At 68.7% G+C, this 12,056-nt stretch carries 11 protein-coding genes; 6 read left to right on the top strand and 5 right to left on the bottom strand.

What is annotated here, in order from left to right:
* Positions 1–178: 178 nt before the first annotated feature.
* A complete protein-coding gene (locus tag ACGF7Y_RS09815) occupies positions 179–787 on the bottom strand; it encodes a hypothetical protein (protein WP_357040892.1) in 609 nt (202 codons plus the stop codon).
* A gap of 180 nt (positions 788–967) precedes the next feature.
* On the bottom strand, positions 968–1,300 hold the full coding sequence (locus ACGF7Y_RS09810; RefSeq protein WP_393231530.1) for a hypothetical protein: 333 nt from the start codon (positions 1,298–1,300) through the stop codon (positions 968–970).
* A 612-nt stretch (positions 1,301–1,912) separates the two neighbouring features.
* Between ACGF7Y_RS09810 and ACGF7Y_RS09805 the strand changes: the two genes are divergently transcribed.
* Genes ACGF7Y_RS09805 through ACGF7Y_RS09790 form a run of 4 tightly spaced genes read left to right on the top strand, consistent with a single transcriptional unit; the run spans position 1,913 to position 6,166 of the window.
* A complete protein-coding gene (locus ACGF7Y_RS09805) occupies positions 1,913–2,962 on the top strand; it encodes a helix-turn-helix domain-containing protein (protein ID WP_393231528.1) in 1,050 nt (349 codons plus the stop codon).
* Positions 2,959–4,398 carry a pyridoxal phosphate-dependent aminotransferase gene (locus ACGF7Y_RS09800; RefSeq protein ID WP_393231526.1) on the top strand — a complete coding sequence of 480 codons (1,440 nt, stop codon included), beginning with the start codon at positions 2,959–2,961 and terminating at the stop codon, positions 4,396–4,398. Before ACGF7Y_RS09805 ends, ACGF7Y_RS09800 begins: the two co-directional genes overlap by 4 nt.
* Entirely contained in the window at positions 4,395–5,390 is a 996-nt protein-coding gene (locus tag ACGF7Y_RS09795) for a hypothetical protein (RefSeq protein WP_393231524.1), read from the top strand. Before ACGF7Y_RS09800 ends, ACGF7Y_RS09795 begins: the two co-directional genes overlap by 4 nt.
* 8 nt (positions 5,391–5,398) lie before the next feature.
* A complete protein-coding gene (locus ACGF7Y_RS09790; RefSeq protein ID WP_393231521.1) occupies positions 5,399–6,166 on the top strand; it encodes an SDR family NAD(P)-dependent oxidoreductase in 768 nt (255 codons plus the stop codon).
* A 1-nt stretch (position 6,167) separates the two neighbouring features.
* Here ACGF7Y_RS09790 and ACGF7Y_RS09785 read toward each other — a convergent pair whose 3' ends face one another.
* Positions 6,168–6,806, bottom strand: coding sequence for a methyltransferase domain-containing protein (locus ACGF7Y_RS09785; RefSeq protein ID WP_393231519.1), 639 nt, complete (start codon positions 6,804–6,806; stop codon positions 6,168–6,170).
* A 103-nt stretch (positions 6,807–6,909) separates the two neighbouring features.
* Between ACGF7Y_RS09785 and ACGF7Y_RS09780 the strand changes: the two genes are divergently transcribed.
* Positions 6,910–8,322 (top strand): hypothetical protein, encoded by a 1,413-nt coding sequence (locus ACGF7Y_RS09780; RefSeq protein WP_393231516.1) that lies wholly within the window; start codon positions 6,910–6,912, stop codon positions 8,320–8,322.
* 862 nt (positions 8,323–9,184) lie between these two features.
* On the opposite strand, the gene ACGF7Y_RS09775 is transcribed toward ACGF7Y_RS09780, so the two are convergent.
* Positions 9,185–10,201: a stage II sporulation protein M gene (locus tag ACGF7Y_RS09775; RefSeq protein WP_393231513.1), complete on the bottom strand. Its 1,017-nt coding sequence runs from the start codon at positions 10,199–10,201 to the stop codon at positions 9,185–9,187.
* Between the two features lie 43 nt (positions 10,202–10,244).
* Between ACGF7Y_RS09775 and ACGF7Y_RS09770 the strand changes: the two genes are divergently transcribed.
* Entirely contained in the window at positions 10,245–11,045 is an 801-nt protein-coding gene (locus ACGF7Y_RS09770; protein ID WP_393231510.1) for an RDD family protein, read from the top strand.
* On the opposite strand, the gene add is transcribed toward ACGF7Y_RS09770, so the two are convergent.
* Positions 11,024–12,043 (bottom strand): adenosine deaminase, encoded by a 1,020-nt coding sequence (gene add / locus ACGF7Y_RS09765; protein ID WP_393231508.1) that lies wholly within the window; start codon positions 12,041–12,043, stop codon positions 11,024–11,026. The genes ACGF7Y_RS09770 and add overlap by 22 nt on opposite strands.
* Positions 12,044–12,056 lie beyond the last annotated feature (13 nt).

The following is a 12,056-nucleotide window of genomic DNA, read 5'->3' as shown; positions in this document are numbered from 1 at the left end:
ATCCCGGCAAACCCTTCACCCTGCGTCAACGACACCGAGAGAAGACATTGTCCTCCGGGAGCAGCTCCGGCACCCGTGGCGTCTCTTCCCGAAGCTGGGAACGGCCGAAGGGTGGGACCAGCTCGATTGTGTGTGCGCAGTCGCCGATCGGATCGGGCGGTTGCCGGTCGCGGGCCTGTTACTTCTGTGGCGAACTCAGCGACGGTTGGTGCAGGTCGAAGTAGGCGACGTCACCCATGAGGGCGTTCTCCTCCTCGAACAGCGACCGCAGATCGTCCGGTATCTCGATCTTCTCGTGTTCGCGGGCTTCGGCTTCGGAGGTGAAGTACACCGTCTCGACGAATCCGTCGTCGCCGTAGGTCGCCAGCGTGCCGCCGAGAATCTCCGGGCGTACCTCGTGCAACCGATCGCCCGACTGGGCCAGTATCTCGCGCATCCGTCCGGCGTCGCGGGTGTGACCCTCCATGACCTGCACGAATCCGGCGCGGTCGGAGCCGCCACCCATCCACTGCGTGACTTCGGCGCAGTCCATGAAGGTGACCGGCCCGTCGAAGCACTGCTCGGTCTCCCGCCACCAGGCGCCCTGCTCCGGGCGCTCGCTGTTGCGGCGGGCGGCTTCCTCGGATTCGAATCGGGCGAGCGCGATGAAGGTGCCGTCGTCGCACAGTCCGCTGGTCGTGCCGAGATAGCCGACGGCTCCCGGCTTCAGTTCCTCGTTCCAGCGATCCATGCACCGATTCAGTCGGGCGGGGTCGGCGGCCTTGCCTTGAATGACTTGGATGAACATCGGTTCCTCCTCGGGCGGAGCGATCACTCCGCGGTGTCGCCGGGCCGTCGCGTCGTGGTCCACCGAGGGCGGGACACCGCACGGCCCGCGATCGCGGCCGGCGCACAGTCAATCGTTCGCCGCTCGGATGCCGCGCGCAAGTGCCGGACGCCCGTGGACCGACGCCGGGCCCTGTCGCGGTCAGGCGGCGGGGAGCGGCGTGTGGGTGCGGCGGGATGCTTCGTTGTCGCGTTCGGTGATGCGGACGTACAGCCGGATCAGCACCTCGCGCAGGGTGACGCCGAGCTCAGCGGCGTGCAGGGCGGCCAGTTCCAGCTCGAGGTCGCTGGTGAGCGTGCCGGGATCGCTGAGCATTTCGTCCAGCACCATCCCGCTCACCGCCTGATCGCGGGTCAGGGCGACGGAGGGCAGCCAGCTGAGTTCCCACGCTGTGCCGGAGGACGAGGGAAGCAGCCGGGCGGTTTCCGGGCTGATGTCGCTGGTGATGATCGAATCGGTGATGTCGAGTGCCATGATCCGCTCTCATTCACGCTGTTCGGGATGACGTGGACCCGCCGCTCGGCGGTTTACCGTGCCCGAACGCGGTGGATTCGTCCGCGCTTCGGCCGTATCGGTGTCCGAATGCGTCGGGGGATCGGCGCGAGCGGGAAGGCGGGTGGTCACACCTGGCCGCAGATGGTGCCGGGCTGCGCCATGACGAGGTATCCGCATCCGGCACCTCCTAGAGTTATCGGGCCACCACGATCGGTAGACCGGAAACCGTTGTGCGGAGACCGAATTGCGGTGACTTCGAGATCAAGGCTAGGTGCGGCCACATCTTGCTGTCAACGAAGCTTTAGCGCTTTGTGATGATACTAGATAAGCTTCAATGACTTTAGATAGTCACGTAGCTCAATACTCATCGGGAATCCGGGCAGATTTCGGTTTTCACTGTGGGATAAAGCCGGTGCGGTACGTTCCTGGGCTCATGTGGCAGCCCTTTTCGCAGGGGGTGTCGGTCTCTGCTCGACAACGAAATTCGGCGAGCGCGATTCGTCGGATGCCTTTTGCCACTCGATGATTAGAATGATGCATCGTGACATGCCGTGAGCATGCGTATGCAAGGTGCAGGATGGGAGGCACGGGATGGCTGGCTCCGGCTCGGATGAGCAGGTCGGCGATCTGGTCCGCAGGCTACGACTGGAACGCGGCTACACGCAGGCGGCACTCGCCACCCGAGCGGGCTGTTCCCGCAGTCTGATTCAGCAGATCGAGAACGGCAGCCGGATTCCGCCGCTCGCGCTGCGGGAACGCCTGAGCCTCGCCCTGGGCGCGGAACTGCCGACCGACGGCAGCGCCGATCCCGCGACCGATCCGACCAGCAGCAACTATTACGACCTGCGGATGCGATTCAACGTCCTGCTCGGCAAGGACCCCGAATTGGTCTCGCGCGCACTGGGTATCGCGCAGAGTCTGATCGACGCATCCGGCGCGCGAGCGGAGATCGAACCGCTGCGCCTTGTCGCCGACCGGCAGTTGGAACGCGCCGAGGAGATCCTCGCGCAGATTCCCTCGCGCAGCGCCACGGTATGGGAATGGAACACTGTCACCGACTGGCTGACGATCCTGGAACAGGCCACCACGTCGGTGCGCGCGATCCACACCGCCGACCTGGGCACGATCGGCGGCGATGTCGGCGACGACTATCACGCGGCGATCCTGCGCCTGGCCGACAAGGCCCATCCGCCGAAGATCGATGTGCGGCGGATGTACGTGCTCGACGACATCTCGGACGTCTGGCCCTATGACGACAAACTGTGGAAGCAGGCGCGCTCGGGCGTGGAGAGCGTGCTGGTCAAGCGCGAATACGCCCGCAACGCGCAGAGCATGCTCGTGGTCGACGACCGCTACGTCGCGGTGGGCGAGTACGACTACTCGCGCCAGGCCCGGGTGGCGACGCGCTTCTCCGCGCTGAAGCACGACGTCGCGTTCGCGGTCCGGCGGTTCGAGAAACTCTACGACCTCCGGCGCGCCGGTTCGGCCGTCGTTGTCGACCAGATCGTCGCGCAACCGCCACTGGCGGAATTCGAACGACTCGCCGAGGGCAACTGCCGCAGCCTGTTCCGCGCCGCGCTCCAGGAGAAATGGAACACCATGCCCGCACCGGGAGACTCTTCAGAAGGCGAGGTTCCGTGACTCAGAGCCACGTGCTCACCGATCCGCTCGCCGACCTGGCGATGCTGACCAATCGCTCCGAGGCCAGGAAACGGCAAGTGCGCGGGCACGTTTCGCGGGACGCCTGGTTCGCGGGGACCGGCGGCCTGCGCCACTCGGGCGTCATCGACGCCTACCACGGCGAGACCGGCCGTGCCCCCGACGCGCACGCCGTCGCGGCGCTGGACCGGGCATGGCGAGAGAGCCTGCACATCGCGCCCGCCGCGGAGTATCTCGACGGCAGGCTCTACGACAAGCGGCAGCCGTTGATCCTGCGGGAGCTGGCGGCCCGCAGGCTGTTCGGGCGCCTGTCACATCCGGTGGAAGGGGTCCCCGGCGTCCGGGTACGTGCGGAAGAGGTGATCGTCTGCCCGTACTCGAGCACGATGCTGCTCGAGGAGGCCGTCGCGAGCCTGGCCAGGCCCGGCGGGGTGATCGTGTGCCCGGAGGGCTTCTACAAGAGCTCCAGCATCCACGTGGAGAAATTCGGCTTGCGGATCGTGTCGTGCCCGGTGGCCCCGGACGACGGCTTCAAGATCGACCCCGCCCGGCTGGCCCGCTGCCTCGACGGGCTGCGGGCGACGGGCGAGCTGTGCGGCGTGCTGCTCACGCTGCCGGGCAACCCGGTCGTCGCCGACTACACGGCCGCCGAGCTGGCGCAGATCGGACGAGTGCTGCTCGACTGCGGCGTCCCCGTCATCTGCGACATGGCCTTCGACCTGCTGGTGGCCTCGCACATCCCGGTCGCCGCGCTGCACGTGCCGACCGAGCAGGGCATCCGGCGGCTGTACGACGTGGTGCTGACCATCACGGGCAACTCCAAGGGCTACAACGCCTTCGGCCCCTGCAAGATGGGTGCGGCATGCACGGGCGACAGCGCGTGGCTGGAGCGGATCCGGGAACGGCTCACCATCTCGTTCCAGCGCGAGACCACCCACCTGGCTCGCGCGATCCTCGAGCACACTTCCGAGGAATACTTCGCCCGTAACCACACGCTTATGCGCGCGCAGATCGAGCGGGCGTGCGGCCACATCGCCGAGATCAACGCCCGGCTCGGGGCCGAGGTCCTGCGACCGCTGGGCAATCCGGAAGGAATGTTCGTCTCGGTGGTGTTCGATCGCGCCCTCCTCGACGCGGCGGGTGTACACACGAGTGCGCAGGTGGAAGACCTGCTGCTCGCCGTGGCCGGCGTCGACAGCGTCGCGCTGGACCGCACCGGCTCGCTGCGACCCGGCGTCCGGTTGAACGTTCTCGCTCCCCGCAAAGCGCCGCGACACGAATCGCCCGCTTTGCTCGAGGAACTCTTCGACCGGCTGGAGCAATTGATCCGCGATATCGCCGGCGGGCTCACCTATCGCGCCGCGCTCGCCGATCGCGGCCTGACCGCCTTGGTAGCGGAGCCCGGAGCCGCGCGGTGATCGTCGGGGTGCTTCGCGAGACCGCGCGACGGGAGACTCGTGTGGCGCTCACACCCGACGCGGTCCGCACGCTTTCGACAGCGGGACTTCGAGTGCTCGTGGAGGAAAGCGCGGGGCGAGGTGCGGGTTTCGCCGACGCGGCCTACCGCGCGGCCGGGGCGGACGTCGTCGGGGATCGCGCGGCGGTGTTCGAGGGCGCGGGCATCGTCGTCTGGGTGAAACCGCCCGCGTTCGACCTGGATTCGATGCCGTTGCGCGCGGGGACCACGCTGGTCGGCTTCCAAGATCCGCACTACCGCCGCGGCGAGATCGATCGGTTGCGCGGCCTCGGCATCGAATCGGTCGCCTTCGACCTGGTGCCGCGCGACGACTCGACCGCCGAGATCGACGCGCTGTCCGGGATGAGCCGGATCGCGGGCGCGGAGGGTTACGCCGAAGGCAGGCGGCTGCTCGCCCCCGCGCGGCTCACCCGTCCGGTCCGTGGTCTGGTGCTGGGGTGCGGGGCGGCCGGGCTCGCCGCGATCGCGGCCGCGCGCACGTTCGGCGACGAGAAGCCGACAGCGGTCGGTAACCGCCTCGCCCAACGGGCGGCCGCGTCGGCGGCGGGCGCCGGGCAGTTCGTGCCGAACCGGGACGACAACGCGGCGCTGCTGGAATCGCTCGCCGCGACGCCGCCCGACCTCGTCGTCTGCACCGCCGTGCACCGCGGATCCCCGGCGCCCCGCCTGCTCGGGCAGGCGGAGTTGGACCTGCTCGGCCCAGGGACGGTGATCGTGGATCTCGTGGCCAAGGCGGGCGGCAACTGCGTCGCGACCGTTGCGGACCGGACGGTCACCCTGCCCAACGGCGTCGTCGTCACCCATCGCTCCAATTACCCGGCGAGCCGTCCGGTAGCGGCCAGTCGTGCGTACGCCGCGGCGACGGCCGCCATGGTGCTGCGGATCGCCGGAGAGCGCGGAAGTCCCTTGACGGTCGATGAGAACGTGTTCTAATTTTTGGCATGCGCAGATTTGACGGCCGCCGCGTGGTGGTGACGGGAGCGGGGTCCGGCATCGGTCAGGGCATCGCCCTGCGACTGCTGGACGAAGGGGCGCAGCTGGTCGCCGCCGACATCGATGCGGCCGGCTTGGCCACCACCGCGGAGAAGGCGGGTGACGGCGCCGAACGACTGCGAACGGTCGAGGTCGACACCGCCGATCCGGCGTCGGTGCGCACCGCCACCGAAACGGCGCTCGAGTTCCTCGGCGGACTGGACGTGCTGGTCAACGCGGCGGGCATCCTCCGCCCCGCGCGCACCCACGAGATGCCGCTCGAGGTGTGGAACCAGGTGATCGGGGTGAATCTCACCGGCACCTTCCTGATGACCCAGGCCGCGCTGCCCGCTCTGCTGGACACCGGGCGCGGCGTGGTGGTCAACATCTCCTCCACCGCGGCGTTCAGCGCGGCGCCCTATCTGGCCTCCTACGCGGCGTCCAAGGGCGGCGTGAACGCTTTCACGCACGCCATCGCTCTGGAGTACGCCAAACAGGGCTTGCGGGCGGTGAACATCGTTCCGGCCGGCATCACCAGCGGTATCACGACGAAGTCCATCCTGGCTCAGCCCGAGGGTTTCGATCCGCAGTTGTTCTCCCGGATGACCGGGTGGCTCAATGGCGGCGCGCTCGGCTCTCCGGAGGACATCGCCGGGGTGGTCGCCATGGTCGCCTCCGATGACGGCCGGTACATGACCGGCACCGAGATCCGGGTCGACGGCGGCGCGCTGATGTGAGTCAGCGGGGCGTCGCCACCAGAAGGTGGTGCGGAATCGGCGTATTCGCGAGCCGCCGATGCTCGACCTGGCAGCCCGCCTGTTCCAGTGCCGCGATCACCTGCGGCACCGGGCGCAGGGTGAAGCCGTACGGGGTGAACGGCAGCTTCGCCATCGCGTCCGGATCTCCGATGCCGACCACCAGACGGCCACCCGGCCGGACCACGCGCGCGAGTTCGGCGCAGGCCGCTTGCAGGTCCGGCACGAAGTAGACGGTGTTGACGGTGATCGCGGCATCGAGACTGTCGTCGGGCAAGGGCAGCGCGGTGAGCGAACCCTCGAGCAGCCGCAGGCGACCGGACTCGATGTCGCTTCCGTGACCGGAGCGGGCGCGTGCCAGCATGTCCGCGGAGATCTCGACGCCGTGCACCACACCGTCCGCGCCGACCCGATCGAGCAGCAGCGAAAGCCCTGCGCCGCCGCCGAATCCGACGTCGGCCGCCGTGCCGCCGGGCGCGACGGCGGCCGCCTCCACCGCACCGGCGATGGCGGCCTTGTTGCCGCGATTGAGCAGGAAGGCGACACCTTTGCCGAGCACGCCGTGGGGATTTCCGAGCTGACCGGCGAGGGTGGACAACAAGCGGGCCCGAACGGAGTTCATGGGCGCCATCGTATCGGCCCGCCCGTACCGGACGGTGCGGTGAATGTCCGAATACTGTTCTGTTGGTATCCGTTCGACTACCGCGTTGTGAAGGACGACCTCGATGCGCCGACCGATGATCGTTCTCGCCGCCTGCGCGCTGGCTCTGCTGCCCGGTCAGCCCGCCTCGGCCGCCGCGCCATGGGGGCCGCTCGCGCCGCCGAACCCGTTCCTCGGGCCGCCCGGCGCCGCGACCATGCACGGCGACGCGGGATCCTCGGACGTGACGGCGCTCGCCGGGCCCGCCGCCGCGGGCGCGGTCGCGGCCTATCCGCTGGCCTCCGCGTGCCCCACGCTGCTGGAAGGATCGGACCGCCTCGTGGTCGCCCTGTGCACCGCGATCGCGGGACAGACCCCGACGGTGCACCTGCTCGATCCCGCTGCGCCGGGCCCGCTGGCGGGTTCGCTCGCCGCACTGCCGTTGACCAGGGGAAGCCTGCTCGGCGGCGTGTACGCCTACCTCGACCAGGACGACCGGTTGGTGGTCGTGGACGGCACCGACCGGCTGCTGCGCATCCGGCACGAGCGCGACGCGGCGGGGGCGTGGCGGCTGATCGGCGAAGACCTGGCCGATCTCGGTCCGGTGCTCCCGCCCGGAGACGCGGTGACCGGACTCGTGCCGGACTGGTCGGGCAATGTGTGGTTCGCGTCCGGTCAGGGCGTGGCCGGGTTCGTCACGGCTACCGGGCAGGTCACGGCGCTCGCGCTGCCCGCGGGAGAGCGCGTGGCCAACAGCATCTCGTCGGCGCCGAGCGGACAGGTGGCGGTGGCCACGACGCACGCGCTGTACGAACTGCGCGCCGCCGCGTCCGGCGTTCCTGAGATCGTGTGGCGCGCGCCGTACGACCGGGGATCGGCGCGCAAGCCGGGACAGCTCAGTTGGGGCACCGGCTCTACCCCCACCTATTTCGGGCCGCGCACCGGTGCGGACTACCTGACCATCGTCGACAACGCCGACGGGCAGGTGCACGTCCTGATATTCCGTTCGGGGACCGGCGAACTGGTATGCGCGGCACCGGTGCTCGGGGAAGGCGGTGCGGGCAGCGAGAATTCGCCGGTCGGGGTCGGCCGCTCGGTCTTCGTGGCGAGCACATACGGATACCCCTACCCGGCGCTGCCCGAGGGTGCTGGACCGGCGGTGCCCCCGAGCGCGCCGTTCACCGGCGGCATGACGCGCGTTGATGTGGACGGCGACGGATGCCGCGTGGTGTGGGAGAACACGGTGCGCAGCGCGGCCGTACCGCGCCTGTCCACCGCCGACGGCCTGCTGTACACGGTCGCCCGCGTCGGCGCGAACCACACCACGCCCCTCGACGGGTACGCGTTCACCGTGCTCGACCCGGAAACCGGTGCGGTCACCGCCGCACAGCACCTTCCCGGCACCGTCGTCGACGATCCTCTGCAAACCGCGCCGCTGATCACGCAGGACGGCCACCTGCTCCAAGGAACGGTCACCGGGATCCTGCGCGTCGGCTGAGCAGGCGGGGGCAGCGAGCAAGTGACTCGCCCCACTCGAGCCATTTCCGCCTCCGACCGGGGCGTACCGTTCGGTCCGCGCATCGACGAACTCGGTGGTGCGTCCAGCCGCGCACAGACGAATCGCCTCGGCAAGGGATCGGGGACCGGTCGAGCACTGGACTGTGACGTGCGTCTCTCGAACTCGGCTGTGGTGGCGTCGATTTCGCGCGGCTCCAGCCCTCGTTGCGGCAGGTGAGGCGAAGATCACATAACCCGTTACGGTTGCGGCCGAGGTGCTGAATCGGGCGACTGGGCGGGGTGAGCGACCGCTCTTTCCCCAACCGGTTAATACGGAGCCTGTCGGGGAACTGGCCGGTCTTCCCCGCGCGCCACTACGTCCTTACCCGGTTTATTACCGCGTAAACAAACCTGTGGTCTCTTTTTTTCGAGTGCTGATCAGCAACCGGCAATTCTTGCAAATGAACGTGCAGGTAGGAGCCCATGTCAGCAACCATGGAGAGGTCTATCTTCCGCCCCGGCTAACGCCTCGGAGGAGTTCCCGAGCTATTGCGGAGACGATTCCCATCGCGTGTTTCGGGAGTGTCACCGAGGCGGTGCCGGGCCGTCGAAACAGTGATCGCGCGTGTCGCATGCGATTAGCTGGCGGGGGGTGAAAGTGCGCGGCCACCAGGGTTTGCTGGGGCGCTGCTTTATACGCTTGACCTCGACGGGGAGGGTTGCGTAGGGATAACGATTGTGTAGAGTTGACGGTAACGCTGGCCGCAGCTCGAGCCGGACTCGCTGCGGCCAGCGGAACTCAAATGGGGGACTTCCGAACCGATCTCACACCGCGTAGCTGCCGATTGTCCCAGCTGCGTCGCTCAGGGTGTGCTGAATGTTGGCTGCGTCACAGTGGACGGCTGATCGCTGGATGCCTCGGAATCCGCGCCCGCCTGCTCCGTGACCGCACGGCGACCCACCCCGAACACGTACACCAGGAACAACGCCTCGGCGGTGAAGCCGATCGCGAGGCGAATCGGCGTGGGCAGCGGGCTCGGCGTCACGAATCCTTCGATGAAGCCGCACACCAGCAACACTCCGACCAGGCCGAGCGCGACGGTGGCGGTCGTCCGTCCCTGCCTGGCCACCGCCTCCACCCGGCTGAGCCGTCCCGGATCGATCAGCGTCCAACCGAGTTTCAGGCCCACGCCCCCCGCGACGAACACGGCGGTGAGTTCCAGCGTGCCGTGCGGAAGGATGAACCCGAAGAACGAGTCCAGCCGCCCCGCGTCGGCCATCAGCCCGGCGCTGACGCCCAGATTGAGCGCGTTCATGAACAACAGATAGACCGCGGGCAGGATCAGTACGCCGGTGAACAAGGCGATGGCGGTCACCCACGCGTTGTTGGTCCATACCTGGGCGGCGAAGGCGCCCTGCGGATGCTCCGAGTAGTACGTCTCGAACGCGCCGCCCGGTGCGGTGAGACTTCCGGTATCCGCCGGGATTCCGAGTACTTCGCGCGCCGACTCGAATCGGTCCACCCAGACGGCCAAGCCGGCCGATACGCACAAGAACACCGCGGCCACGCCGACCCACCACGGCCAGGCCCGGTAGAGCGCCGCGGGGAAGCGGTGGCCGAAGAACCGGCCGATCTCCTGCCAGGTGTCGGTTCGGGTCCCGAGTACCCGGCCGCGCGCACGCGCCAGCAGTGCGCTCAGCCCGGCGATCAGCTCCGGGTCGGGGCTGTGCGACTGCAACCGTGCCAGCTGCTGGGAGGTGCGGCGGTAGAGCGTGACGAGTTCGTCCGCCTCCGCGCCGGTCAGCTTGCTCCGTTTGGACAAGTAGTCGAGCCGGTCCCACGCCCTGCGGTGCGCCACGCTGTATGCGTCCACGTCCATTCGGTTGCCTCCCACTCCCGCCGGTCGCAAGAATGCTATCGACATGGCTGAGTTCACCACCGGCGAAGCAGTGGCCCTGGAGCTGCCGATCGCCCGGATCCCCACCAGGGCGAGCGCGTTCCTGATCGACGTGCTGGCCCAGTGCACGCTCGCTTTCGTGCTGCTGTTCGCGATCGTCACGCTGCTGCTGCCCGCGGGCGTCGACTCGGCCTGGCTGGATGTGGTGATGCTGGTCACCATCGTGACCGTGCTGGTCGGGTATCCGGTGGCCTGCGAGACCGCTTGGCGGGGGCGGACACTGGGCAAACTGATGCTCGGGCTGCGCGTGGTGCGCGCCGACGGCGGGCCGATCGACTTCCGGCACGCGCTCACCCGCGGCCTGGCGGGCGCGATCGTCGATTTCTGGATGCTCGGCGGGTTCGGCGCCATCGCGGTACTCACCTCGATGTGCTCGCCGCAAGCGCGGCGGATCGGTGACGTGCTCGCGGGCACCGTGGTCGTGCACGCGCAGCGCCCGCTGCCACCGCCCGCGCTCGCGATCGCGCCGCCCTGGCTGACCGGCTGGAGCGCGCAGCTCGATCTGTCCGGACTGCCGGAGGAGCTCGCGTTGGCGGTGCGGCAGTACCTCACGCGGTTGCGCACCCTGACGCCCGCGGCGCGGCACCAACTGGGCACGGCGCTAGTGGGTGAGGTGTGCGGGCGGCTGCGCGTGGCGCCGCCGTCCGGTTACCCGCCGCCGCAGATCCTCGGCGCGGTCATCGCCGAACGACAGCGCCGGGTGCTGCCCGCGCCGATGTACCCGATGTTCCCGCCGCGCGTGGGTCAGCCGTTCGCCGCGACGTAGTCGTCCACCTCGCGAAGGAACGCGTCCTGCCGGGCGGGCGTCAGCCAGGAAGCGCGGAACGAATTCCTGGCCAGCTCGGCCAGCCGATCGATGCCGAGGCCGGCCTGCTCGGCGAGTTCGAGGTAGTTGTCGGCCACGTACGCCCCGAAGTAGGCGGGGTCGTCGCTGTTGACCGTCACCGTCAGCCCGCGATCGAGCAGGCCGACGATCTGCGCGGACTTCATCTCGGCGGTGACGAAGGAGTTCGACACCGGACAGCAGGTGAGCGCGATTCCCTTGGCTGCGGCCAGTTCGACCAAACGGTCGTCCTCGACGATGTTCGTGCCGTGGTCGAGGCGGTCGACGGCGATGTCCTCCAACGCCTGGCGGATGTGCTCGACCGAATCCGGCTGGTCGATGTCGCAGTGCATCGTCAGCAGGAACCCTTCCGCGCGGGCGCGCTCGAAGACGGCGGCGAACTTGCTCGGCGGGTTTCCGCGCTCGTCGGAATCCAGCCCGACCCCGAGAATCCAGCTCTTGTACGGCAGCGCCTCCAGCAGCGTCGCCATGGCGTACTCGGCGGAGTGATCGCGCAGGAAGCACAGGATCAGCTCGGCGGATATCCCCAGTTCCCGCCGCGCTCGCGCGATCGCCGACCGGTATCCGCTGATCACCGTGGGAAACGGGATCCCGCGCCCGGTGTGCGCCTGCGGATCGAAGAACAGCTCGGCATGGCGCACGCCTTGGGCGTGCGCCCGGCGCAGATAGTCGAATGCGAGGTCGTGGAAGTCCTCGGGGCGCTGGAGAACGCGCATCGCGGGGTAGTAGACCCGCAGGAACGACGTCAGGTCGTGGAAGCGATAGGTCTGCTTCACCTCGTCCACGGTCTTCTCTGGCAGCTCGATGCCGTTTCGCCGGGCGAGGCGGAACTTCAGCTCCGGCTCGAGCGTCCCTTCCAGATGCAGGTGCAGCTCCGCTTTCGGCAGTCCACGGACGAAGGCGGCGAGATCTGAGGCCATGCGGCCATGATCC

Origin of the sequence: Nocardia sp. NPDC047654 (genome assembly GCF_043205035.1) — a bacterium.
Classification (GTDB): domain Bacteria; phylum Actinomycetota; class Actinomycetes; order Mycobacteriales; family Mycobacteriaceae; genus Nocardia.
Note: the sequence above shows the minus strand (reverse complement) of the source record. Positions and strands in the feature narration are given on the sequence as shown.